We start from the raw sequence: 24,276 nt of genomic DNA, 5'->3' as shown, positions 1-24,276 counted from the left end.
ACAACAGATCAGGGGCGGTTCGCAATTCCGGGCCACCGTGCACCGAACGTGCACCGCCCCTCTCGCCCCCGAGTCCGCGGCGTGACCACCGTCGAGGCAAAGGCGTCGGGGAACACGATCGTCGACCTGGACAAGCGGACTCGTGCACTGCTGCGCGAACACGGCTCTTCGTCCTTCGTGACTCTGCGTCCCGTGCTCGCGCCGTAGAAGTCGCCAGCCCCGCTCCTGGTATCCGCGTCGGACCAAGCGCCGACGCTCAGCGCGAACACCTCATGTGCGGCCTGCGAGTCAGCGGTGTTGCCGTCGGCCGGAGGAAGCACGAACTGGATCTGAGCACCGAGCGCGTCGGCGAGCTTCAGCAGGGTCGGGACGGTCGGCGCGATCTGTCCTCCTTCGATGCGGCTGATGTCCGCCTGGGCGACGCCGCTGAGCTCGGCAAGGTCTGACTGGCGAAGGTTACGGGCCTTCCGGGCCGAGTAGATGGCATGACCGAAGGCGTAGGCAGCACGAAAGACGCGCTCGGCCTCGCGCCCTTCGGCGCTCTGGTCGGCACGACGCCCCCGCGCATACTCGGAGAACTCCTTGGCCGTGGTGACTCCTCTCGTTCATCAGCGTATGGGCGATAACCCATATGGACGACGTAGTTGGGGCAACTCTGGTGACGTCCTCGGCGGTGATCCGGTCGAGCCGCTCGTCGCCGAAGGTCGGGTAGATGTGGGTGTCGAGCAGCATCCGGTACTGCTGGCGGGTGGTCGGCCGAAGCTCGCGGCCACGGGTCTTGCGACCTTCGAGCCACTGGACGCCGTACGCCCTCATCGTCGGCACCGCGCGCTGCGAGGCACCGCGAATCGCCGCATCCGGAACCCAGATCTCCATGTGGATCTCGGCCTAGCGAAACGCTTCGGCCGCGTTGATGCCACGGTGGTGAGCGCGGCACGCATGGTGGCTCGCACCTTGACCGGACACGAGTCGAGGACATCACTGCGGGGCTCGGACTGCGACGCGTCGTCGGCGCGGTGGCGCGCGGAGTAGACGCCGTCGTGCGGATCATCCGGCGAGGAACCGCCGACCGTTCGGGCTGCGCTCCTTACGCTCCCGGCGATCGCGCGGGTCAGGACTCATCGCCCCGATCCTCGCCGATGTCGCCGATGAACCCGGCGCCGCCGTTTCGTCTACGAGTCGCGGTTGCCTCAGCTTCTGTCGAGCAGGGGAACGAGGAGTGTGCTTGGACAGTGTGCCCGTGAGGCTCGTCAACGAGAGGTCGCGCTCCACCGGCGAGACTGCTGTCCTCGGGTCTCCAGCGTGGTCTGGTCCGGCGCATAGCCAGGCGATGACCGGGTATGAGACCAGTGCAACGCTTCCCGCGAGCCTGGCGGGCCCACACTCCGCCGGCGCTGCGAGGTGCGAGGTGCGGCCGGGGGTGACGTCGCGCGGGTCGTGTCCCCGATCCGCGCGACGTGGGCACCTGAGCCGAGGCGACGCATGGTCCGTGCGTCCTCACGCGGCTCTCACCGGAAAATCAGCAAGCCTCCACACGATCGACCTATACAACTTCCTTGCGCGCCGCCAGAGTGTGAGTGCTCTGACCAGAGCGGGCTCCACCATCTCGGGAGCCTCCTATGCACACTAGGAGCGTTTGTGAAGAAGTCTGTTCTCCTCTCTTTCGCCGCCTCGGCGGCCCTCGCGACGTCGGCCCTGGCCGGCGTGGTCGGCAGCCCGGCCGCCTCGGCGGCCCCGGCGGCTGTCGCCTCGTCGGCGTCGCCGACCGGCCAGATGCACAGCCAGCGACTGTGTAGCAGTGCGGCCGCGGCCAAGCAGTCCGTGGCCACCGCGGCGTGTGGCGCCAAGATCGTCGTGAACGGCAAGGGCAACCGGCTGGCGTCCACGACCCCGCCGAGCACCGGGCTCACGCCTGCCGGTCTCCAAGACGCCTACAAGCTCACCGGCCTGACGTCCGGTGGCCGCACCGTCGCGATCGTCGACGCCTACGGCTACCCGAACCTCGAGCGCGACCTGGCCACCTATCGCAGCCAGTTCGGGCTGCCGGCCTGCACCACGGCCAACGGCTGCCTGAAGATCGTGGACCAGAACGGTGGCACCAGCTACCCCCGCACCGACGTCGGCTGGGGCGGCGAGCAGGCGCTCGACGTCGACGCCGTCTCGGCCGCATGCCCCGACTGCAAGATCGTCGTGGTCCAGGCCAAGACCGCCTCGTTCGCCAACCTCGGCACCGCCGTGCAGACCGCGGCCAAGCAGTCGGGCGTCGTCGCGATCTCGAACTCCTACGGGGGCGGCGACGCAGCCGACACGACCTACGGCAAGTACTACGACTTCCCGGGCATCGCCGTGACCGCCTCGACCGGCGACAACGGCTACCAGGGCGGCAGCTACCCGGCATCGTCCGCCTACGTCACGGCTGTCGGCGGCACCAGCCTGGTCAAGGCCAGCAACACGCGCGGCTGGTCCGAGTCGGTCTGGGACGGCGCCGGCTCCGGCTGTTCGACCTACAACACGGCGCTCGCAGCGGCGTCGAGCTACGACACCGGATGCTCCAAGCGGGCCATGGCCGACGTCTCCGCGGCGGCCGATCCGTCGAACGGCGGCCTGGCCGTCTACTACCCGACCAGCCGCAACGCCTCGACGTGGGGCCAGATCGGCGGCACCAGCGAGTCCTCCCCGATCATCGCCTCGGTCTACGCGCTGTCGGGCAACACCTCCGGCTACGCCAACGCGATCCCGTACGCCAACAGCGGCCAACTCTTCGACGTGACCAGCGGGAGCAACGGCACCTGCCCCACCACGCAGTGGTGCAACGCGCGTGCCGGCTGGGACGGCCCGACCGGTCTCGGCACGCCGAACGGCGTCGGCGCCTTCTGATCCTCAGCCGTCGCGCCACCTCCTGAGCACGCCGGCCTCACCGGATGATCGCGGTGGGGCCGGCGTGCGCGTGTCATCCTGAGAGGTATGGACGCCTCCCTCGCCGCCCGCAGTAGTTCCGCCCTGGCCCTCGCAGCCGTGCTCGGGCTCGGCCTGGCCGCGTGCGGTGACGAGACCACCGGCACGGCGACCGACGAGACCACCGCCTCCAGCAGCGCGACCACCTCTCCGTCACCGACCGAGAGCACCAGCGACGCGCCGGTCTCGACCGAGGCCCAGGTGGTGAAGAAGGTCTCGGCGACCTTCGGGCCCGACCAACTCTCGGTGACCCTCGACGTGCCCGGCCTCGACCCGGCGTCCGGGCGCTTCGTGGTCGTCTACTCCTGGCAGAAGCGCGACGTGCACGTCACGATGCAGACCCAGGACGGCGCCGACGGTCCGGAGATCATCGGCGGCTTCCAGGATCTGAACGTCGAGAGCTCCGGGCCGATCAAGGCCTCGGACCTCGACGCCGACTGGGACACCGACGCCGGCACTGTGACGCTCACCCTGAGCAGCCACCTCGAGGGCGGCAAGAACGCTGCGGCGTACGTGACGGCCTACGGCATCAAGCGCACGGCCCACACCCTCACCGAGCCCAAGCAGTCCGGTGCGGTCGTCAAGACGATCGCCCGTCGCTGACGACCGCTCCCGATCACTCGGCCCGGCCAAACCCCCGCGCGAAGGTGGGGGAGGCGCCGATACCCTGAGCCGGTCAGCCCCTGCCGCCCGGTCGGGGATCTCGAGAACGCACCAGGAGCAGACCCGTGTCGGACCTGAAGATCGCCGTCGTCAACGCATCGGAGCGTGCGGAGCGGCAGGTCACGACCGGCACCCGGGCCTGGGAGCTGTTCACCGAGACACCCGACGTCATCGTCGCGAGGGTCGGCGGTGAGCTGAAGGATCTCTCCTACGAGCTCGCCGACGGTGACGAGGTCGAGGGCATCGCCATCGACAGCCCCGACGGCCTCGACGTGCTGCGACACTCCTGCGCCCACGTGATGGCCCAGGCCGTGCAGGATCTCTACCCCGAGGCCAAGCTCGGCATCGGCCCGCCGGTCACCGACGGCTTCTACTACGACTTCGACGTCGAGACCCCGTTCACGCCCGCCGACCTCGACAAGATCGAGACCCGGATGCGCAAGATCATCAAGGAGGGCCAGAAGTTCTCCCGCCGGGTCACCACCGACGCCGAGGCACTCTCCGAACTGGCCCACGAGCCGTACAAGGTCGAGCTGGTCGGTCTCAAGGGCTCGGGCCAGAGCGAGGACGCCGCCGAGGGCGCCAGCGTCGAGGTCGGTGCCGGTGAGCTGACGATCTACGACAACCTGCGCCGCGGCGGCGAGGTCGCCTGGAGCGACCTGTGCCGCGGCCCGCACCTGCCCACCACCAAGCGCATCCCGGCGTTCAAGCTGATGCGCAGCGCGGCGGCGTACTGGCGCGGCAACGAGAAGAACAAGATGCTCCAGCGGGTCTACGGCACCGCCTGGCCCACCAAGGACGAGCTCGCCGACTACCTGCACCGGCTCGAGGAAGCCGAGAAGCGCGATCACCGCAAGCTCGGCCGCGAGCTCGACCTCTTCAGCTTCCCCGACGAGATCGGCTCCGGCCTCGCGGTGTTCCACCCCAAGGGCGGCATCGTGCGCAAGGAGATGGAGGACTACTCCCGGCGCCGGCACGAGGAGTCGGACTACGAGTTCGTCTACACCCCGCACGTTACCAAGGGGCAGCTCTTCGAGACCTCCGGACACCTCGACTGGTACGCCGAGGGCATGTTCCCGGCGCTCCAGCTCGACCCGCAGGGCGACAAGCCGGGCGTCGACTACTACCTCAAGCCGATGAACTGCCCGATGCACAACCTCATCTTCCGCTCGCGCGGTCGGTCCTACCGCGAGCTGCCCTTGCGGCTCTTCGAGTTCGGCACCGTGTACCGCTACGAGAAGTCCGGTGTCGTGCATGGCCTCACCCGCGCTCGCGGGTTCACGCAGGACGACGCCCACATCTACTGCACTCGCGAGCAGATGCGCGACGAGCTCAGCTCGCTGCTCACCTTCGTGCTCGACCTGCTGCGCGACTACGGCCTCGACGACTTCTACCTCGAACTGTCGACCAAGAACGCCGAGAAGTACGTCGGCGACGACGCCACCTGGCACGAGGCCACCGAGGTGCTGCGCGAGGTCGCCACCGCCTCCGGGCTCGACCTCGTGCCCGATCCCGGCGGCGCGGCGTTCTACGGCCCGAAGATCTCCGTGCAGGCGCGCGACGCCATCGGCCGCACCTGGCAGATGTCGACGATCCAGCTCGATTTCAACCTGCCCGAGCGCTTCGAGCTCGAGTACACCGCCGCCGACGGCTCGCGGCAGCGCCCGGTGATGATCCACCGCGCCCTCTTCGGCTCCATCGAGCGCTTCGTCGGCCTGCTCACCGAGCACTACGGCGCCGCGTTCCCGCCGTGGCTGGCCCCGGTGCAGGTGCAGGCGATCCCCGTCGCCGAGTTCGCGGTCGGCTACCTGCGCGAGGTGGCCGCGCAGATGAAGGCGCAAGGCCTGCGCGTCATGGTCGACGACTCCGACGACCGGATGCAGAAGAAGATCCGCAACGCTCAGTTGGAGAAGATCCCGTTCATGCTCATCGCGGGCAAGGACGACATGGAGGCCGGCGCGGTGTCGTTCCGCTACCGCGACGGCCACCAGGACAACGGCGTGCCCATCGCGGAGGCCATCGAGCGCGTCGCCCAGGCGGTGGCCACCCGGGCGCAGGTGTGATCGTGCGCGGTCGGTGGCTGGCCGGTGCCCTGCTCGGGTGCCTGCTGGTCACCGGCTGCTCCGGTGGCGCGGACGACGACCCGAGCGGCGGTGAGTCGGCTGCGGCGCCGCGGGCGTCGTCCGGTGCGACGGCGAAGCCGACCCCCGAGGCGTTCCCGAACGCGGGCAAGGGTGCGGGCAAGGTGAGTGACGACGGACTGACGCTCACCGACGTGCAGCGCGAGCAGATGGAGAACCTGGCCGATCTGGCCGAGAAGGCCGCTGGGGAGCAGTCGAGGATCCCGGCCCGCGACGGTGCACCCGTGCTCGGCTCCGACTTCAGCTGGCCGCAGTGCCCGAAGGGCATGGGCATCCCACAGAAGCGCTCGATGGGTCTGCCCGGCCCGCTACCGGCCGCGGAGTACGCGGTGATCGGGCTGACCAACGGCCCCGGCTTCTTCCCGAACCCGTGCCTGGCCGATCAGGCGGCGCTGGCCTCGTCGCAGGGTCTCATGACGGCTGCCTATGCGGTGGTGAGCTACCCGGACTCCGACACGCTGAGCCGGTTCGGCGACGACGGCCCGTTCGACGGGGGCGACCGGTTGGGTGCGTTGAAGAACGTGGGCTACCAGCAGGCGCTCTACAACGTGCGGTCGATGCGCGCCGCCGGCCTGGCCTCGCCGATCGTGTGGATCGATGTCGAGCCCGTGAAGTTCTTCGAGTGGAGCGGCGATGAAGCGGCCAACGCCGCGGTGGTCGAGGGCACCCGGCGCGGCTACACCGATCTCGGCTACGAGGTAGGCGTGTACTCCACCCCCTACCTCTACTCCCAGATCGTCGGCGGGTTCGCGATGCGCGTGCCGGAGTGGCGCGCTGCCGGCCCGACCTCGCGGGCGGCGGCGCTCTCGAAGTGCTCCGGCGAATCGATCCAGGGCGGGGTGCCCGTGATGGGGCAGTGGGTCGAGCAGGGCCGCGACCAGAACCTGACCTGCCCCGGCATCTCCCGCGATCTGGGTCGCTACTTCGCGCCACCGGGCTGATCCGACACAAACCGCGACACGGTGTCGCGCAAACCCTGTACATGTCACACCGTGTCGCAGTAATGTGCGGGTCATGACCACGAGCCCGTACGACGAGCGCCTCCGGACCCTCTCCGAGGCCTCGGTGCACCAGCACTTCGACGCGTTCCTCGACATCGAGTGGGACGCACCTGACCACCAGGTCGACCCGCACGACCCACGCTGGAAGCTGCCCGCCCACGACGTGCTGGGGCGCACCGCGTGGTACCGATCGCTGCCCGAGGCCGAGCAGATCCGCATCGGGCTGTACCGGCAGGCGAACGTGACCAAGGTCGGCCTTCAGTTCGAGCAGATCCTCATCAGCGGCCTGATGAACTACGCGTTCTCGCTGCCCAACGGCTCCCCGGAGTTCCGCTACTCCACGCACGAGGCCACCGAGGAGTGCCACCACACCCAGATGTTCCAGGAGTTCGTGAACCGCTCGGGGCAGCGGGTCAAGGGCGGTTCGCTCTTCTTCCGCGCCGTGTCGCCGGTGTTGCCGCTCTTCGCTCGCTGGGTGCCGGTCGGGTTCTTCTTCGGTGTACTGGCCGGCGAGGAGCCCATCGACCACGTGCAGAAGTCGATCCTGCGCGCCGGTGGTGACATGCACCCCCTGCTGCAGCGCATCATGGCGATCCACGTGGCCGAGGAGGCTCGGCACATCGGCTTCGCCCACGAGTTCGTCGCCCACCACGCCCCGCGGCTGCGCCGCCACGACCGGTGGCTGCTGAGCTTCCTGGTGCCGGTGATCATGAAGTGGCTGGCCAACGAGATCCTGGTGCCCGCGAAGCGGGCCCGGCGCGACATGGGCATCCCGGACGACGTGATGCGCGAGGTCTACTGGCAATCCCCGGAGTCGCAGCGCTTCCTGCGCGACCTCTTCGGCGACGTGCGGATGCTCGTCGAGAGCGTCGGGCTGATGAACCCCGCCTCCCGCCGCGTGTGGCGACGCCTGGGCATCGACGGCCCGCCCTCGAGGTTCCGCAGCGAGCCCGCTCGCTCGGCCGCCTGAGAGCTCCGAGAGCTTCCCGATGACCCACGTCGTCACCCAGCCCTGCTGCGCCGACGCCTCGTGCGTGCTCGCCTGCCCGGTCAACTGCATCCATCCCGCGCCCGGTGAACCCGGATTCGGTCAGACCGAGATGGTCTACGTCGACCCGGCCGGCTGCGTCGACTGCGGCGCCTGCGTCACCGCCTGCCCCGTGGGCGCCATCGTGCCGCACACCTCCCTCTCGCCCGGCCAGCGGCCGTTCGCCGACCTCGCGGTCGAGTACTACGAGGCCTTCCCGCACGCCGACCGGGTGCCGCTGGCGATCGTCTCGCCACCGCGCCGCCTACGAGAGCGGCGGCCCGTGCGCGTCGCGGTCGTCGGAGCCGGCCCGGCAGGGCTCTACGCGGCCGACGAGCTGCTGCGCCACCCGAGCATCGGTGTCGACGTGATCGACGCCCAGCCCGTGCCCCACGGGCTCGCCCGCGCCGGCGTCGCCGCCGATCACGAGAGCACCCGCCGGGTGACCGGGCTGTTCGAGAAGATCGAGCGGCAACCCGGCTTCGGCTACCGCCTCTCCACCCGCGTGGACGACGGGTCCGGTGTGCTCGACGACTACGACGCGGTGATCTGGGCGACCGGAGCCGGCCCCGAGCGCCGCCTCGACATCCCCGGCGAGCACCTGCCCGGTGTGGTCGGTGGCACGGCGCTGGCCCGCTGGTGGAACCGCGACCCGGGCCAGCCAGACCCGGCACCCGGTCTGGCCGGCGCCCGAAGCGCCGTCATCGTCGGTATGGGCAACGTCGCCCTCGACGTCGCGCGCATGCTCGTGCTCGACCCGGGCGGCGTCGTCGGGACGAGCGTCTCGGAGGTCGTCGTGCTGGCCCGGCGGGGCCCGGCCCACGCCGCCTTCACACTGCCGGAGGTGGTCGGTCTCGTCGGCCTCGCCACCGACGGACTCGTCGAGGTCGCGGTCGAGCCTGGTGGTGCGGCGCTGGACCCGAGCGATCCCAAGCAGCGACTGCTCGCCGGGCTGCCGGCGTCCGTGCCGGGGGCGCGGGGGCGCATCGTGCTCAGGTTCGAGGCGACGCCGACCCGCGTCTCCGGCGAGCGCCACGTCGAGGCGGTGGAGCTGGCCGACGGCACGCGGCTCGCGGCCGACCTCGTGGTGCACGCCATCGGCCACGAGCCGTCCGGCATCGTGCACGAGCGGGGTCGTACCGCACCCGGCCGCTACGTCGTGGGTTGGGCCAAGCGCGGCGCCTCGGGCGGCATCGGCGCCAACAAGGCCTGCGCCGAGGAGACCGTCGCGAGCCTGCTCGACGACCTCGAGGCGGGTCTGCTGGGTGTCGGCGCTCGGGAGTACGCTGCCGTCCCGTAGGACACCGAGCACGACCAACCCGGGGAGGACGTCGATGGCCGACGGCCGCCAGGCGCGCTGGGAGCAGCACAACTCAGAGCGCCGCCGGGCCATCATCGACGCCGCCATCGCCGTCGTCGAGGCACACGAGCCGGGCGCTGAGGTGCACGTTCAGCAGATCGCCGACCGCGCCGAACTCTCCCGCACGGTCGTGTACCGGCACTTCGCCGACCGGGCCGACCTCGACCGCGCCGTCCAGGCCGCGATCGTCGACGACCTGGCCGCCGAGCTGCTCCCCGCGGTCACCCTCGACGGCACCGTGGTCGGCATCATCGAGCGCATCGTGTCGACCTACGTGTCCTGGGCCGTCGCGCACCCCGCCCTGCACCGGCTGGCGGAGTCCGACAGCGGCGCAGACACCCTCCAGCGTGGTCTCGAGCGCATCGCGCACCAGGTTTCCGAGGTCATCTCGTTTGCCATCGACGCCCTCGGGCTGGAGCTCTCCGAGGACCAGTCCGACGCCATCGATCCGCTCGTCTTCGGGCTCGTCGGCGCGGTGTTCGGGGCGGTGCGACGCTGGCTGGCGCGCGAGGAGCGGCGGCCCTCGGCGCCGGTGTTCGTGTCGTTGGTGACCGACTCGGTGTGGTTCATCATCCACGGGCACGCCCGCGGTCTGGGCCTCGACCTCGACCGCGACCAGTCGGTTCAGGAGCTACTGGCCGCGGTGAGCCCGTCGTGAGCGACCACGACGAGGTGCTGCGCCAGGACGGCATCGGCGAGCCTGACGACCTCGACCGCCTCTGGACCCCCCACCGCATGGCCTACATCCGTGGCGAGAACAAGCCGACCGACGCGAGCTCGGGCCAGTGCCCCTTCTGCCGCATCCCCGCGCTGCCGGACGACGAGAGTCTGGTCGTGCGCCGCGGTGAGTGGGCCTTCGTGTTGCTCAACCTCTATCCGTACGCGCCCGGCCACCTCATGGTGTGCCCGTACCGGCACATCGCCGACTACACCGAGACCACCGACGCCGAGTCGGGCGAGATCGCCGACCTCACCCGCGAGGCCATGCGCACGGTGCGCACCGTGTCGCGGGCCGAGGGCTTCAACATCGGCATGAACCAGGGCCACATCGCCGGCGCGGGCATCGCCGCCCACCTGCACCAGCATGTCGTGCCTCGCTGGCCGGGAGACCAGAACTTCATGCCGATCATCGGGCGCACCAAGACCCTGCCGGAGTTGCTCGGCGACACCCGCGCGCTGCTCGCCGAGGCGTGGGAGGCGTGAGCCCGTCGGCCTCCAGCGCCGACATCGCGCTCGCCGCCGACCTGGTGCGCGCGGCCGCCACGCTGGCCGCCCGGATTCGCGACCAGGGCACCGACTCGCTGGCCGTCGACACCAAGAGCGGTATCTCCGATGTCGTCACCGCAGCCGACCACGCCGCCGAGCGCCTCATCACCGAACGGCTCGTGGCCGAGCGCACCCACGACGGCCTGCTCGGCGAGGAGGGCACCGCGCGCGAGAGCACGTCGGGGCGCACCTGGGTGATCGATCCCGTCGACGGCACGTGGAACTTCGTGGCCGGCCTGCCGTGGTGGTGCTCTGCCCTGGCGCTGCGCGGCGAGGGTGACGACGACGTGCTGCTCGGCGCCGTGCACGACCCGGTGCGGCACCGCACCTTCGTGGGCGGCCCCGGCATACCGACCGCCGTCGACGGCGTCGCGCTGCCACCGCTCGCCGACGCCCGGCTGGCGTCGTCCGGCGTGGCCACCTATCTGCACCCGTCGTGGCAGCACGGCCCGGTCGGAGACGCCTGGCGTCGAGTGGCTGACCGCGTGGCCACGGTGCGGATGCTCGGGTCGGGCTCGATGGATGTCACGGCGGTGGCCGAAGGCGGGCTGGGCATGCTGTTCCAGCATTCGGTGCCGCCGTGGGACCGGCTCCCGGGAGCCGGACTGGTGCTCGGCCTCGGGGGTGCGGTGCGGCGAGTCGAGGCGGCGGGCCAGGTCTGGCACCTCGCGGGCGCACCCTCCGCGGTCGCCGAAGCGGCGGATCTGCTGCTCGACCGCTAGCCTGCTCGCGCGATGTTGGACCGATTCAAGGGCTTCTGGCAGGGCGTCATGCTGGCGCCCTTCGTCAACCTGTTCATCAAGCTGGGCATCAGCCCCGACGTGGTGACCCTCGTGGGCACCCTCGGCGTGGCCACCGGCGCGTTGGCGTTCTTCCCGACCGGACACCTGCTGGCGGGTGTCTTGTTCATCACGGCGTTCGTCTTCAGCGACCTCATCGACGGTCAGATGGCGCGCACTCTGGGGCGCTCCTCGACCTTCGGCTCGTTCTGGGACTCCACGCTCGACCGCATCGGCGACGGAGCGGTCTTCGGCGGACTGGTGCTGTACTTCGCCGGCCCCGGCGACTCCACGCTCTACCTGGCGCTCGCGCTGTTCTGCCTCGTGATGGGGTCGGTGACCTCCTACGCCCGGGCGAAGGCGGAGTCGCTGGGCATGGACGCCAGGGGAGGCCTCGCCGAGCGTGCCGACCGGCTGGTGCTGATCCTGGTCGCGACCGGCCTCGGTGCCATCGTGGGCACGCCCTGGCTGATGTACGCCGCACTGTGGATCCTCGCGTTCGCGAACGCCTACACCGTCGTGTTCCGCATCCTCAAGGTGCGCCGCCAGGCGCTGGCGCGCGACGCCGCTCGGTGACGCACCGGCCGCGGTTGCGGCGAGCACGGACTCGACGCCGGTGGCGAAGAGCGCCGTCGCCTCGCACCGAGGCGAGGAGGTCTCCTTCTCCAGCGCGAGTAGGAACCGGCGCACCCGGGTGAGGGTCAAGCTCCGGGTCGACGGCAAGATCGGCGGCTGGCGTGTCGAGAAGGTGTTCGGTCCCACCTGCCCGGCCTGAGGCCCGCGGCTCTAGGATCGGCCGCATGGACGAGACTCAGACCGGCACCACTCGGGTCAAGCGCGGCATGGCCGAGATGCTCAAGGGCGGCGTGATCATGGACGTCGTCACGCCCGAGCAGGCCACGATCGCCGAGAACGCCGGAGCGGTCGCCGTGATGGCGCTCGAGCGGGTGCCGGCCGACATCCGCGCCCAGGGCGGGGTGTCGCGGATGAGCGACCCCGACATGATCGACGGCATCATCGACGCGGTCTCGATCCCGGTGATGGCCAAGGCGCGCATCGGGCACTTCATGGAGGCCCAGGTGCTCCAGAGTCTCGGCGTCGACTACGTCGACGAGTCCGAGGTGCTCACGCCGGCCGACTACTCCCACCACATCGACAAGTGGGCCTATCAGGTGCCGTTCGTGTGCGGCGCGACGAACCTGGGCGAGGCGCTGCGCCGCATCGCCGAGGGCGCGGCGATGATCCGCTCCAAGGGCGAGGCCGGTACCGGCGACGTCTCCAACGCCGTCACGCACATGCGCACGATCCGCGCCCAGATGCGCCGCCTCGCTGCCCTGAGCCCCGACGAGCTCTACGTCGAGGCCAAGGAGCTCCAGGCGCCCTACGACCTGGTCAAGGAGGTCGCCGAGACCGGCACCCTGCCGGTCGTGCTGTTCACCGCGGGCGGCATCGCGACCCCGGCCGACGCCGCGATGATGATGCAGCTCGGCGCCGACGGCGTGTTCGTGGGCTCGGGCATCTTCAAGTCCGGCAACCCCGCCCAGCGGGCCGAGGCGATCGTCAAGGCCACCACCTTCCACGACGACCCCGCGATGATCGCCAAGGTCTCGCGTGGTCTCGGCGAGGCCATGGTCGGCCTCAACGTCGACGAGCCGGCCCGCTCGATCCAGTTCGCCGAGCGCGGCTGGTGAGCCTCACCGGTAGGTGAGCCGGTCGCGGGTCTCGGCACAGCCCGGGCCATGTGAGCCGTTCACCGCTCGCCCCGGTACCCCGGCCTCCCGGACCCAGCCCTACCCTGGCGCGGTGGTGATCGAGTGATCGGAGTGCTGGCGGTCCAGGGTGACGTGCGTGAGCACGAGCAGGCGCTGGCGCGATTGGGCGTACGGACGACGCGAGTACGGCGCCCCGACGAAATAGCGGCCGTCGACGGACTCGTCCTCCCCGGCGGTGAGTCGACCACCCAGATCCGGCTGCTGCGCACGTTCGAGCTGCTCGAGCCTCTGCGAGAGCGCATCGCGGGCGGGCTGCCGGTGCTCGGCACCTGCGCCGGCATGATCCTGCTGGCCGACCGCATCCTCGACGGCGCGCCCGGTCAGCAGACCGTCGGCGGGCTCGATGTCACGGTGCGGCGCAACGCCTTCGGCCGCCAGGTCGACTCCTTCGAGGGGGACGTCGAGGTGCGGGGTCTCGACTCGCGCGTGCACGGCGTCTTCATCCGAGCGCCGTGGGTCGAGGACGCCGGGGCCGGCGTCGAGGTGCTCGCCCGGGTCGACGCCGGACCGGCCGCGGGTAGGATCGTCGCCGTCCGCCAAGGGCACCTGATGGCGACGTCGTTCCACCCCGAGGTGGGCACCGACGCCCGCGTGCACGCACTGTTCTGCGACCTGGCGGGCGCGAAGACGAGCGAGGAGAGATAGGTAGCGCATGTCCGGGCACTCCAAGTGGGCGACCACGAAGCACAAGAAGGCCGCGATCGACGCCAAGCGCGGAAAGTTGTTCGCCAAGCTGATCAAGAACATCGAGATCGCGGCGAAGATGGGCGGACCCGACCCGGCCGGCAACCCGACGCTCTACGACGCCGTCCAGAAGGCCAAGAAGCAGTCGGTGCCGAACAAGAACATCGACGCAGCAGTCAAGCGCGGCGGCGGTCTCGACGGCGGCGGCGTCGACTACGAGACGATCATGTACGAGGTCTACGGCCCCCAGGGCGTGGCGCTGCTCGTCGAGTGCCTCACCGACAACCGCAACCGCGCCGCGATGGAGGTGCGCACCGCGGTCACCCGCAACGGCGGCACCATGGCCGACCCCGGCTCGGTCTCCCGCCTCTTCGAGCGCCGCGGCGTCGTCGTGGTGCCCAAGGAGCAGAAGGGCCGCGAGGTCGTCGAGGACGACGTGCTCGAGGCCACCCTCGACGCCGGCGCCGAGGACGTCTCCGACCTGGGCGAGAGCTTCGAGGTGCTATCGGCGTCCTCCGACGTCGTCGCCGTGCGGACGGCGCTTCAGGCCGCCGGCATCGACTACGACTCCGCCGAGGTGCAGTTCGTGGCCACGCTCGACATCCCCGTGGCCGATCCGGCCGACGCCGGCAAGGTCGTGCGGCTGGTCGACGCGGTCGACGACCTCGACGACGTGCAGAACGTGTTCGCCAACGCGGAGATCTCCGACGACGTCATGGAGCAGGTCGAGGCCTGACCGACCGCTCAGCGTCTTCCGGCGCGGGTTCCGGCGCATGCTCGAGCCGCTGCCGTGGTGCGCCGCGCGTCGCGCCAGGCGATCCGAGCCGCGCGGAGGCAGCGCCATCGCACGTGCTGCCCATCGCGACGAGCCCGGAGATCGGACCTCAGCCACGCGGGCGCATCGACGACGTCGATGGCTGCCGACTTGGTGAGGAGAGCGCCGGTCTCGAGTGCGTGTCGGCCCCGGGCCATGGAGGTCAGCCCGAGTTCGGCGATGCTCGGGTCGAGCCACCACCAGGGGCGCCGGGCCGCGACGGTCCAGTAGCCGGTGAGCTCCTCGAGCGCGGCGTGTCGTACGTCCTCGTCGCTGACGGGGCCGAAGACAGCTCCTGGAGGCTGTCCGAGGACGGCGAAGCCGTGTCGCGCGAGCTCGATCCGCGCGATGCCGGAGAGTGGGCGCTCGACGAGCCTGCCGTGCGTCCACGTGGGGTGGCGAGCGGTCGTCTCGGCGACGGAGTCGCGGGCGACGTAGGCGCAGCCGAGTGCGGCGCCCGCCGCTACGCCGCCGTCCAGGTGCCGATGCACGCGACGGATCGCGGGCCGCGGGTCGGCCCCTCGTGGCGGATCGATGATCGCGACGAGGTCGAGATCGCTGACCCCCGGACGGTAGTCGCCGGTGGCGAGCGAGCCGCCCACCAGCAGGTGCGTGACCCAGTCGATGCGGCGCAACTCCGTCGCCAGCGCATCGACGGCCGGCGGGATGTCCACGGCGCCGTCGTGGCGGGTCACGTGGAAGATCGTGGCAGGTCGGGTGAAAACTGGCGACGGGTCAGCTGAAAACTGGCGACGGGTCAGCTGAAAACTGGCGACGGGTCAGCTGAAAACTCGTGGCAGGTCGGCGCGGGCGGTGGGGGAGCGGCGTGTCGTTTGGGGTCGCGTGGGTGGTCGCGGTTAGCGTGGAGCGAACACACGTTCGACATCTGCCATCTTTCTACTGCACCGCCCCAGGAGGTTCCGCCCGTGCGCGTGCTCGGCATCGACCCCGGCCTGACCCGGTGCGGCATGGGCGTGGTCGAGGGGTCGGTCGGGCGTCCGCTGGCCCTGGTCGACGTGGGTGTCCTGCGCACCAGCAGCGACCTGGAGGTGCCGCAGCGACTGGTGACGATCGAGAGGGGCGTCGAGGCCTGGATCGAGGAGCACCGGCCCGACGCGGTCGCGGTCGAGCGCGTCTTCGCGCGCTCCGACGTCAGCACGGTGATGGGCACCGCCCAGGCGGCGGGCGTGGCGATGGTCGTGGCCGCCCGCATCGGTCTACCGATCGCCATGCACACGCCCAGCGAGGTCAAGGCCGCCGTCAGCGGGAGTGGCCGGGCCACCAAACAGCAGGTCGGGGCCATGGTCACCCGCATCCTGCGCCTCGACGCGACCCCGAAGCCAGCCGACGCCGCCGACGCCCTGGCCCTGGCCATCACCCACATCTGGCGCGGCGGTGCCCAGGCCCGCATCGAGCAGGCCGCGGCCCGCCAGCGCGCCGCCCTCGCGACCGCAAGGAGAGCCCGTTGATCGCCTACCTACGCGGTCCCGTGACCGCCGTGACCCTCACCAGCGCCGTCGTCGAGGTCGGGGGAGTCGGCCTCGAACTGCACTGCACTCCAGGCACCCTGGCCACGCTGAGCCCGATGATCGGCACCCGGCGCGAGGCACACCTGCCCACGAGCATGGTGGTGCGCGAGGACTCCCTGACCCTCTTCGGGTTCGCCGACGACGACGAGAAGTCCTGCTTCGAGCTGCTCCAGACGGCCTCGGGGGTCGGCCCGAAGCTGGCCCAGGCCATGCTCGCGGTGCTCTCGCCCGATGCCCTGCGCACGGCGGTGGCCGCCGACGACACCAAGACCCTCACTCGGGTTCCCGGCATCGGGCAGAAGGGCGCGCAGCGCATCATCCTCGAGCTCAAGGACCGGCTCGGCGCCCCCACGGGCGGTCACGTGGCCGCGATCTCCGCGACGTCCGAGCCCTGGCGCGACCAGGTGCGCCAGGGTCTGGTGGGTCTCGGCTGGTCGGTCAAGGACGCCGACCAGGCGGTCGAGCAGGTGAGCGTCGACGTCGCGCCCGGCACCGCCCCCGACGTGGCAGGTCTGCTGCGCGCCGCACTCCGCACGCTCTCGAAGGCCTGATCGGCGATGGACGCCGACCACTCGCTCACCGCCGCCGAGGCCGAGGGCGACGAGCGCGCCGTCGAGGCCGCGCTACGCCCACGCAGCCTCGACGAGGTCGTGGGGCAGCGACGGGTGCGCGACCAGCTCGGCCTGGTGCTGGAGGCCGCGAGGCTGCGCGAGCGCGCTCCCGACCACGTGCTGCTCTCCGGCCCCCCGGGGCTCGGCAAGACGACGCTGGCGATGATCATCGCGCACGAGATGGGGGTGCCACTGCGGCTCACCAGCGGGCCGGCCATCACGCATGCGGGCGACCTGGCCGCCATCCTCTCGGGCCTCAACGAGGGCGACGTGCTCTTCATCGACGAGATCCACCGCATGTCCCGGCCGGCCGAGGAGATGCTCTACATGGCGATGGAGGACTTCCGGGTCGACGTCGTCATCGGCAAGGGGCCGGGTGCGACGGCGATCCCCCTGGAGATCCCGCCCTTCACCTTGGTCGGGGCCACGACGCGAGCCGGACTCCTGCCGGGTCCGCTCCGCGACCGGTTCGGGTTCACCGCTCAGCTGGAGTTCTACGAGGCGGCCGACCTCGAGACCATCGTGGGCCGCTCCTCGAGGCTCCTGGGGGTCGAGCTCACCTCGGCCGGTGGCACCGAGATCGCCTCGCGCTCCCGGGGCACCCCGCGCATCGCCAACCGGCTGCTGCGCCGGGTGCGCGACTATGCGCAGGTGCGCGCCTCAGGCGTCGTGACCCACGAGGTGGCCGAACGGGCACTCGACCTCTACGAGGTCGACCAGCTCGGTCTCGACCGGCTCGACCGAGGCGTCATCGACGTGCTGTGCCGCCGCTTCGGTGGCGGGCCCGTGGGCGTGTCGACCCTGGCCGTCGCCGTGGGGGAGGAGCGCGAGACCGTCGAGGAGGTCGCCGAGCCCTTCCTCGTGCGGATCGGCTTCCTGGCCCGCACGCCACGGGGACGCATCGCCACCCCGGCCGCCTGGGCCCATCTCGGGCTGGCTCCGCCGGCGGGGGCCGACCTGGGGCTCTTCGACGTCGAGTAACGCCGGCGAACGTCGCGGTGGGGCTCATCGTGATGCACCCGTGACCCGCGGCGACACCGTGATTGACGTCTCGTCACACCCCGACGGTTAGACTTCCACGTCGCCTCGGCCTCGGGTCCAGCCCCGAGGGAGGCTGACTGCTGTCGTCCATCGCTGGAGAGGTTCGTCGTGGAGTTTGCGGGCTTGCTGCCCCTCCTGGTCATCGCCGTCATCTTCTGGCTCCTCATCGTTCGGCCGCAGACACGGCGCAACCGGGAACTGATGACGATGCAGCGCTCGTTGGGGGTGGGTGACGAGGTCATGCTGACCTCGGGCGTCTACGGCATCCTGCGCGCGCTCGACGACCCCGACGACCCCGACGACACCGCGGTGTCGGTCGAGATCGCAGACGGCGTGGTGATCCGGGTGGCGCGCGCCGCCGTCGGTCAGAAGGTCGCCCCGCTCGCCGGGACGGAAGACGAGCAGGCAACCGACCTGACGCTGGACAAGAACCCCGACCCGACGTCGGACGAGGAGAACTGAAGGCATGGCACGCAACAAGGCGCGTCCGGGCCGCACCCTCGTGGTGTTCGCGCTCGCTCTCGCGGTCGCCTACGGCCTGGTGGCCCTGGCCGGCACCTGGAAGCCCAGCCTGGGGCTCGACCTGCGCGGCGGCACGAGCATCACGCTGCGTGCCACGGGCAGCCCCTCCCAGGAGTCGCTGGACGAGGCTCGCCAGATCATCGACGACCGTGTGAACGGCTCCGGCACCGCCGAGGCCGACGTCACGACCCAGGGCAGCAACGAGATCGTGATCGAGGTACCGGGCAAGAACGCTCGCGACCTGCTCGACACGATCACCCGTACCGCCCAGCTGCGGTTCCGTCTCGTCGCCTGCTCGGCCGTCGACGGTCAGTGCGGCGGCACCACCGGTTCGAGTGGTGCGACCAGTCAGCTCCAGCAGAGCCTGCCCTCCGGTGCGGCGTCCGGTTCCTCTGATCCCGAGAGCGGCGGCAGCGACGGCACGGGCAACAACCGCCCGCCCGTGGGGTTCGCGGTCAAGCCCGACGCGCGCGCGACCGCCAGCCCCTCGGCGTCCCCGACGTCCGACTCCTCACCCGGCGCCGACGTGTCGGCCACCCCGCTGACCACGACGTCGAGCAGCCCCACGGGCAAGCCCACGACCGGGTCGACCGGCCAATCCGGCGGCCAGTCCGGCGGCCAGCAGAACGCCGCGCTCAAGCGTCAGCTGCGCGGCTGCACCTCCGCTGCCGCCAAGGACAAGACCTCGACGGATCCCCTCACCTGGATCGACTCACCGACCCAGGCCTGCGTCGATGCGTTCAACGCCTTCAGCCAGGCGAACGCGTGCCCGAAGGACGGCAGCCAGGCCCTCATGGCCGACGAGCCCGACTCGCCGCTGATCACCTGCGACGACAGCGGCGTCCCGTTCCTGCTCTCGAATGCGATGATCGAGGGCACCCAGCTCAAGGACGCCGCCGCCGAGATCCCGCAGAACCAGGTCGGCTGGGTGGTCACGCTCAGCTTCAACGGCGAGGCGACGAGCACCTTCGGCAAGGTGTCCTCGGCACTGGCCGGCACGGAGAAGCAGTTCGCGATCGTGCTCGACGGCCAGGTGCTCTCGAACCCGGTGGTGAACGAGCCCATCCTCGACGGCAACGCCCAGATCAGCGGCAACTTCAACGAGACGTCGGCCAACAGTCTCGCCACGAGCCTGCGCTACGGCTCGCTTCCGATCAGCTTCGAGAAGGATCCGCTGGCCGAGACCATCGGTCCCTCGCTGGCCGGCGACTACCTCACCGCCGGACTCACCGCGGGCGCCGTGGGGCTCGCGATCGTCATGCTCTACTGCCTCTTGTACTACCGCGGGCTGGGCATGGTGGTCATCGCGTCGCTCGTCGCGTCCGCTGCCATCACCTACGCCCTGGTGTTGCTGCTGAGCGAGACCGCGGGCTTCACCCTGACCCTGCCCGGCATCGCGGGCCTGATCATCGCGATCGGCATCACCGCGGACTCCTTCATCGTGTACTTCGAGCGCATCCGTGACGAGATGCGCGCCGGCAAGTCGATGCGCGTCGCGGTCGAGGCGGGCTGGAAGCGGGCTCGGAACACCTGCCTGGCCGCCGACGCGGTCTCGCTGCTGGCGGCCGTCGTGCTCTACGTCTTCGCGGCCGGCGTGGTCAAGGGCTTCGCGTTCGCGCTGGGCCTGACCACGCTCATCGACCTCGGCGTGTTCTTCTGGTTCACCCACCCGATGGTGTCGTGGCTGGCGCGGTTCCGCTTCTTCAATCGCGGCCACCGCCTCTCGGGTCTCAACGCCGAGACGCTGGGGATCGACCGGATCACGCCCGGCACGCCAGCGGGCCGCACCAAGGAGAGGACTGCCTGATGGGCGCGTTCGCACGGTTCGGCAACGACCTCTACGCGGGTCGCCGTTCGATCGACTTCGTCGGCCGTTGGAAGCTCTGGTATCTGATCTCGTTCGTCATCGTCGCGCTCGCGATCGGCGGCGTGGCGTTCAAGGGCCTGAACCTGGGTATCGAGTTCACCGGTGGCACCGCCTTCCGGGTGCAGGTCGCCGACGGTGCGTCGCAGAGCGAGGTCGACGCGATCCGCGAGGCGGTGAAGTCGACGGGCATCGAGGCCGCCTCGAATCCGGTCGCCTCCACCGTCGGCACCGACGGCGTGCTGGTGCAGACCGAGCCGCTGAGCCCGACCGAGGGTGAGCAGGTCACCTCGGCGATCCTCGCCGAGACCGGCACGGCCGACGGCTCGATCTCCCAGTCAGACGTCGGCGCCAGTTGGGGCAAGCAGGTCGCCCAGAAGTCCTTCATCGGCCTCACGGTCTTCATCATCCTCACGGCGCTCTTCATCTGGGCCTACTTCCGTGAGCTCAAGATGTCGATGGCGGCGTTGCTGGCCCTGGTGCACGACGTCGTGATCACGGTCGGCGTGTACGCGCTCACCGGCTTCGAGGTCTCGCCCGCCACCGTCACCGGCATTCTCACCATCTTGGCGTTCTCGCTCTACGACACCGTCGTGGTGTTCGACAAGGTCAAGGAGAACGTCAAGCAGATGCGCGAGAAGCACCAGACCTACGCGCAGGCCGCGAACCTGGCCGTCAACCAGACGCTGGTGCGCTCGATCAACACCTCGATCGTGGCCCTGTTGCCCGTCGGCACGATCTTGGTGATCGGCTCGATCCAGCTCGGTGCCTCCACCCTCCAAGACCTCGCTCTGGCGCTGTTCGTCGGGACGGCGGCCGGCACCTACTCCTCGATCTTCATCGCGACACCGTTCCTGGTGCAGCTGAAGTCGAGCGAGTCCGAGGTCAAGGCGGCCGAGCGGCACGCCAAGGCGCGAGCGCGGGTGGAGGCCGACCGTTACGCCGCCGTCCCGTCCTTCGCCGAGGACATGCCGCTGGCATCGGAGCCAGCGGGGCTCGAGGGGCTCCAGGGCGATCCGGTGCCCGAGGACACCACCGTGCGTGGCGCCGGCGGCAGCGGTCCGGTCACGGCGCCCCGCGCTTCGGAGGCCTACGGGCGTGGTCGCGTGGCCCCACCGTCGAAGGGCGAGGTGCGCGACAGCGCGTCGTCCGGGCGGCAGCAGCCGACGCGCCAGAGCCGCTCGAAGCGGGGCAGGAAGTGACCGCAGCCGAGGTGCTGCGCCGGCTCGTCGTCGACGTGCCGGACTTCCCGGAGGCCGGTGTGGTCTTCAAGGACATCACTCCGATGCTGGCCGACCCCGACGGACTCGCGCTCGTGGTCGACGCCCTGGCCGACGCCGGTCGCGACGCCGACGGGCAGCGGTGCGTCGACGCGGTCTGGGGCATGGAGGCGCGCGGCTTCATCCTCGGCCCGGCGGTCGCGCTCGCGCTGGGCGTCGGTTTCGTCCCGGTGCGCAAGCAGGGCAAGCTGCCGCGTGAGACGCACGCCGTCTCCTACGCGCTGGAGTACGGCGAGGCGACGCTGGAGGTGCACACCGACGCCGCGGGCGCCGGTGGCCGGGTGCTGCTCGTCGACGACGTGCTCGCCACCGGTGGCACCGCCCGCGCCACGGTCGAGCTGGTCGAGGCCTGCGGTGGCACCGTGGCGGGCGTGGCCGTGCTCATGGACCTCGCCTTCCTGCCCTGGCGCGAGGCGCTCGGCGATCTGCCGGTCACCTCGCTGATGACCGTCTCCTGACGGTGTCGTGAACCCCCGCGGCGTCACTACACTCGCCCCATGACGGATCGGGCCAGCGAGCAGCCACCGCGGGTACCGCCGCGGCGTCCTGACCGGGCTGCGGCCGCCGATGTCTCGTCACGCAGCATGCGCGCGCGGCTGGCGCGCATGGGTTCGCGGGCGCCCGGCACCAACCCCGTGCTCGAGCCGCTCTTCCGCGCCGTCCGCGCCAACCACCCTAAGGCCGACCTGGCCCTGCTCGAGCGGGCCTACACCACCGCCGAGCGGCTGCACGAGACGCAGTTGCGCAAGAGCGGCGACCCCTACATCACCCACCCGCTGGCGGTCACCACCATCCTGGCCGGCATCGGCATGACCGAGCCGGTGCTCGTGGCCGCCCTGCTACACGACACGGTCGAGGACACCCCCTACACCCTCGACGAGCTCACCGAGGAGTTCGGCGAGGAGGTCGCGCGCCTGGTCGACGGCGTCACCAAGCTCGACAAGGTCGTCTACGGCGACTCCGCCCAGGCCGAGACGATCCGCAAGATGATCGTCGCGATGTCGCGCGACATCCGGGTGCTGGTCATCAAGCTCGCCGACCGACTGCACAACATGCGCACCCTGCGCTTCGTACCGCAGAAGAGCCAGGAGCGCACAGCGCGGGAGACGCTGGACATCTACGCCCCGCTCGCGCACCGGCTGGGTATGAACACGATCAAGTGGGAGCTGGAGGATCTCGCCTTCGCGACCCTGCACCCGAAGATCTACGACGAGATCGTGCGCATGGTCGCCGAGCGCGCGCCCTCGCGCGAGCAATTCATGGCCGAGGTGATCACCCAGGTCGAGTCCGACCTGCGCGAGGGCAGGATCAAGGCCAAGGTCACCGGGCGACCCAAGCACTACTACTCGATCTACCAGAAGATGATCCTGGGCGGGCGCGAGTTCTCCGACATCTACGACCTGGTGGGCATCCGCATCCTCGTCGACGACGACCGCGACTGCTATGCGGTGCTGGGGGTGCTGCACTCGCGCTGGAACCCGGTGCTGGGGCGGTTCAAGGACTACGTGGCGATGCCCAAGTTCAACATGTACCAGTCGCTGCACACGACCGTCATCGGGCCGCAGGGCAAGGCGGTCGAGATGCAGATCCGCACCTTCTCCATGCACCGGCGCGCCGAGTACGGCGTCGCTGCGCACTGGAAGTACAAGGAGGACGGCCGCGCCGGTGTCGACACCGAGAAGCGCGGTGACATGGACGACATGAGCTGGGTGCGCCAGCTGCTCGACTGGCAGTCCGAGGTCGAGGATCCCGGCGAGTTCTTGGAGTCGCTGCGCTTCGAGATCAACCGCGCCGAGACCTACGTGTTCACGCCGCGCGGTGACGTCATCGCGCTGCCGGCCGGCGCCACGCCGGTCGATTTCGCCTACGCGGTGCACACCGAGGTGGGCCACCACACGATCGGCGCCCGGGTCAACGGCCGCCTGGTGCCGTTGGAGTCGACGCTCGACAACGGCGACGTGATCGAGGTCTTCACCTCCAAGTCGCCCACGGCCGCGCCGTCGCGAGACTGGCTGGGTTTCGTGAAGTCGACGCGTGCCCGCAACAAGATCAAGCAGTGGTTCACCAAGGAGCGGCGCGAGGAGGCCATCGAGCGGGGCAAGGAGCAGATCGCCAAGCTCATGCGCAAGGAGGGCCTGCCCCTGAAGAGGCTGCTCTCCCACGAGTCGCTCATGCTCGCGGCCGAGCACTTCAAGATCGCCGACGTCTCGGCGCTCTACGCGGCGGTGGGGGAGAACCAGCTCTCCGCGCAGGCGGTCGTCAAGCACGTCATCTCGCTGCACGGCGGGGCGCAGGGAGCCGAGGAGGATCTTGCCGAGGCCGTCACGATCACCGGCCGCGCCGGGCGCAGCTCACGCCGATCCTCCTCCGCCGACTCCGGCGTCATCGTCAAGGGCGCCAGCGACCTGTGGGTCAAGCTCGCGAAGTGCTGCACCCCGGTGCCGCCCGATGAGATCCTCGGCTTCGTCACCAAGGGCGGCGGTGTGTCGGTGCACCGCACCGACTGCACCAATGCCGAGGAGCTCCAGCGCCAGCCCGAGAAGCTGCTCGAGGTCGAGTGGGCGCCCACCGAGTCCTCGACGTTCCTGGTCAACATCTGCGTCGAGGCGCTCGACCGGGCGCGGTTGCTCTCGGACATCACGATGGCGCTCTCCGACGCGCACGTGAACATCCTCTCGGCCAACCTGCAGACCACGCGCGACCGTGTCGCCAAGAGCCGGTTCAGCTTCGAGATGGCCGAGGCCAAGCACCTCGACACCGTCATCAAGGCGGTGCGCGGGGTTCCCGGCGTCTTCGACGCCTACCGCGTCACCCAGTAGCCTCGCTCCGGCATGATGCAGCGGATCGGTCCTTCGCGCAATCCTTAACGTGTGTCATTGCTTGCAAGCAAAGAGCGCCTGAGTCTGTCCTGAGACCCATCGACCACATCGAGGGACGGCCCCGAGCCATGAACCGACTATCGCGCAC

At 70.4% G+C, this 24,276-nt stretch carries 24 protein-coding genes and 1 pseudogene; 22 read left to right on the top strand and 3 right to left on the bottom strand.

What is annotated here, in order from left to right:
• Positions 1-8: 8 nt before the first annotated feature.
• Positions 9-518 (bottom strand): annotated as a pseudogene (locus ISG29_RS21835) (helix-turn-helix domain-containing protein); the annotation flags it as partial.
• On the bottom strand, positions 457-816 hold the full coding sequence (locus tag ISG29_RS21830) for a tyrosine-type recombinase/integrase (RefSeq protein WP_407940197.1): 360 nt from the start codon (positions 814-816) through the stop codon (positions 457-459). The gene ISG29_RS21830 and the pseudogene ISG29_RS21835, both read right to left, overlap by 62 nt.
• An 822-nt stretch (positions 817-1,638) precedes the next feature.
• Between ISG29_RS21830 and ISG29_RS10995 the strand changes: the two genes are divergently transcribed.
• The 14 genes from ISG29_RS10995 (at position 1,639) to ISG29_RS10930 (ending at position 14,384) form a co-directional block, all read left to right on the top strand.
• Positions 1,639-2,877, top strand: coding sequence for a S53 family peptidase (locus ISG29_RS10995; RefSeq protein ID WP_194503460.1), 1,239 nt, complete (start codon positions 1,639-1,641; stop codon positions 2,875-2,877).
• An 87-nt stretch (positions 2,878-2,964) separates the two neighbouring features.
• A complete protein-coding gene (locus tag ISG29_RS10990) occupies positions 2,965-3,558 on the top strand; it encodes a hypothetical protein (protein WP_194503459.1) in 594 nt (197 codons plus the stop codon).
• 125 nt (positions 3,559-3,683) lie between these two features.
• On the top strand, positions 3,684-5,681 hold the full coding sequence (thrS, locus tag ISG29_RS10985) for a threonine--tRNA ligase (RefSeq protein ID WP_194503458.1): 1,998 nt from the start codon (positions 3,684-3,686) through the stop codon (positions 5,679-5,681).
• A gap of 2 nt (positions 5,682-5,683) precedes the next feature.
• Positions 5,684-6,700 carry a glycoside hydrolase family 25 domain-containing protein gene (locus ISG29_RS10980; RefSeq protein ID WP_194503457.1) on the top strand — a complete coding sequence of 339 codons (1,017 nt, stop codon included), beginning with the start codon at positions 5,684-5,686 and terminating at the stop codon, positions 6,698-6,700.
• A 73-nt stretch (positions 6,701-6,773) separates the two neighbouring features.
• Positions 6,774-7,730, top strand: coding sequence for an AurF N-oxygenase family protein (locus ISG29_RS10975; RefSeq protein ID WP_194503456.1), 957 nt, complete (start codon positions 6,774-6,776; stop codon positions 7,728-7,730).
• 19 nt (positions 7,731-7,749) lie between these two features.
• Positions 7,750-9,087, top strand: a complete 1,338-nt coding sequence (locus tag ISG29_RS10970; protein WP_194503455.1) for an FAD-dependent oxidoreductase — start codon at positions 7,750-7,752, stop codon at positions 9,085-9,087.
• Positions 9,088-9,121: 34 nt separating this feature from the next.
• Positions 9,122-9,805: a TetR/AcrR family transcriptional regulator gene (locus tag ISG29_RS10965; protein ID WP_194503454.1), complete on the top strand. Its 684-nt coding sequence runs from the start codon at positions 9,122-9,124 to the stop codon at positions 9,803-9,805.
• Positions 9,802-10,350 (top strand): HIT family protein, encoded by a 549-nt coding sequence (locus tag ISG29_RS10960; RefSeq protein WP_328828794.1) that lies wholly within the window; start codon positions 9,802-9,804, stop codon positions 10,348-10,350. Before ISG29_RS10965 ends, ISG29_RS10960 begins: the two co-directional genes overlap by 4 nt.
• Positions 10,347-11,135: an inositol monophosphatase family protein gene (locus ISG29_RS10955; protein WP_194503453.1), complete on the top strand. Its 789-nt coding sequence runs from the start codon at positions 10,347-10,349 to the stop codon at positions 11,133-11,135. Before ISG29_RS10960 ends, ISG29_RS10955 begins: the two co-directional genes overlap by 4 nt.
• A gap of 12 nt (positions 11,136-11,147) precedes the next feature.
• Positions 11,148-11,768 carry a phosphatidylinositol phosphate synthase gene (gene pgsA, locus ISG29_RS10950; RefSeq protein WP_194503452.1) on the top strand — a complete coding sequence of 207 codons (621 nt, stop codon included), beginning with the start codon at positions 11,148-11,150 and terminating at the stop codon, positions 11,766-11,768.
• Between the two features lie 40 nt (positions 11,769-11,808).
• On the top strand, positions 11,809-11,967 hold the full coding sequence (locus ISG29_RS10945) for a hypothetical protein (protein WP_194503451.1): 159 nt from the start codon (positions 11,809-11,811) through the stop codon (positions 11,965-11,967).
• Between the two features lie 25 nt (positions 11,968-11,992).
• The gene (gene pdxS, locus ISG29_RS10940) at positions 11,993-12,883 is read left to right on the top strand and encodes a pyridoxal 5'-phosphate synthase lyase subunit PdxS (protein ID WP_194503450.1); all 891 of its coding nucleotides are present in this window, start codon (positions 11,993-11,995) and stop codon (positions 12,881-12,883) included.
• Between the two features lie 132 nt (positions 12,884-13,015).
• The gene (gene pdxT, locus ISG29_RS10935; protein WP_194503449.1) at positions 13,016-13,609 is read left to right on the top strand and encodes a pyridoxal 5'-phosphate synthase glutaminase subunit PdxT; all 594 of its coding nucleotides are present in this window, start codon (positions 13,016-13,018) and stop codon (positions 13,607-13,609) included.
• A 7-nt stretch (positions 13,610-13,616) separates the two neighbouring features.
• Complete coding sequence (locus ISG29_RS10930) at positions 13,617-14,384, top strand: YebC/PmpR family DNA-binding transcriptional regulator (RefSeq protein ID WP_194503448.1); 768 nt, start codon at positions 13,617-13,619, stop codon at positions 14,382-14,384.
• A gap of 8 nt (positions 14,385-14,392) precedes the next feature.
• On the opposite strand, the gene ISG29_RS10925 is transcribed toward ISG29_RS10930, so the two are convergent.
• Positions 14,393-15,157, bottom strand: coding sequence for a nucleotidyltransferase domain-containing protein (locus tag ISG29_RS10925; protein WP_328828790.1), 765 nt, complete (start codon positions 15,155-15,157; stop codon positions 14,393-14,395).
• Positions 15,158-15,388: 231 nt separating this feature from the next.
• Here ISG29_RS10925 and ruvC point away from each other — a divergent pair, with 231 nt between their 5' ends.
• The 8 genes from ruvC (at position 15,389) to ISG29_RS10885 (ending at position 24,128) form a co-directional block, all read left to right on the top strand.
• Positions 15,389-15,931 (top strand): crossover junction endodeoxyribonuclease RuvC, encoded by a 543-nt coding sequence (ruvC, locus tag ISG29_RS10920; RefSeq protein WP_194503447.1) that lies wholly within the window; start codon positions 15,389-15,391, stop codon positions 15,929-15,931.
• On the top strand, positions 15,928-16,542 hold the full coding sequence (gene ruvA / locus ISG29_RS10915; protein ID WP_194503446.1) for a Holliday junction branch migration protein RuvA: 615 nt from the start codon (positions 15,928-15,930) through the stop codon (positions 16,540-16,542). The genes ruvC and ruvA overlap by 4 nt, the downstream gene beginning before the upstream one ends.
• Positions 16,543-16,548: 6 nt before the next feature.
• On the top strand, positions 16,549-17,583 hold the full coding sequence (ruvB, locus tag ISG29_RS10910) for a Holliday junction branch migration DNA helicase RuvB (RefSeq protein WP_194503445.1): 1,035 nt from the start codon (positions 16,549-16,551) through the stop codon (positions 17,581-17,583).
• A 168-nt stretch (positions 17,584-17,751) separates the two neighbouring features.
• Complete coding sequence (yajC, locus tag ISG29_RS10905) at positions 17,752-18,105, top strand: preprotein translocase subunit YajC (RefSeq protein ID WP_328828787.1); 354 nt, start codon at positions 17,752-17,754, stop codon at positions 18,103-18,105.
• 4 nt (positions 18,106-18,109) lie between these two features.
• Positions 18,110-19,972, top strand: coding sequence for a protein translocase subunit SecD (gene secD / locus ISG29_RS10900; RefSeq protein WP_194503444.1), 1,863 nt, complete (start codon positions 18,110-18,112; stop codon positions 19,970-19,972).
• Complete coding sequence (secF, locus tag ISG29_RS10895; RefSeq protein ID WP_194503443.1) at positions 19,972-21,231, top strand: protein translocase subunit SecF; 1,260 nt, start codon at positions 19,972-19,974, stop codon at positions 21,229-21,231. Before secD ends, secF begins: the two co-directional genes overlap by 1 nt.
• Positions 21,228-21,767 carry an adenine phosphoribosyltransferase gene (locus ISG29_RS10890; protein ID WP_194503442.1) on the top strand — a complete coding sequence of 180 codons (540 nt, stop codon included), beginning with the start codon at positions 21,228-21,230 and terminating at the stop codon, positions 21,765-21,767. The genes secF and ISG29_RS10890 overlap by 4 nt, the downstream gene beginning before the upstream one ends.
• Positions 21,768-21,893: 126 nt before the next feature.
• Entirely contained in the window at positions 21,894-24,128 is a 2,235-nt protein-coding gene (locus ISG29_RS10885) for a RelA/SpoT family protein (RefSeq protein ID WP_194503578.1), read from the top strand.
• Positions 24,129-24,276 lie beyond the last annotated feature (148 nt).

The sequence above is a fragment of the Nocardioides acrostichi genome (assembly GCF_015319165.1).
In the GTDB taxonomy this organism is placed as follows: domain Bacteria; phylum Actinomycetota; class Actinomycetes; order Propionibacteriales; family Nocardioidaceae; genus Nocardioides; species Nocardioides acrostichi.
Note: the sequence above shows the minus strand (reverse complement) of the source record. Positions and strands in the feature narration are given on the sequence as shown.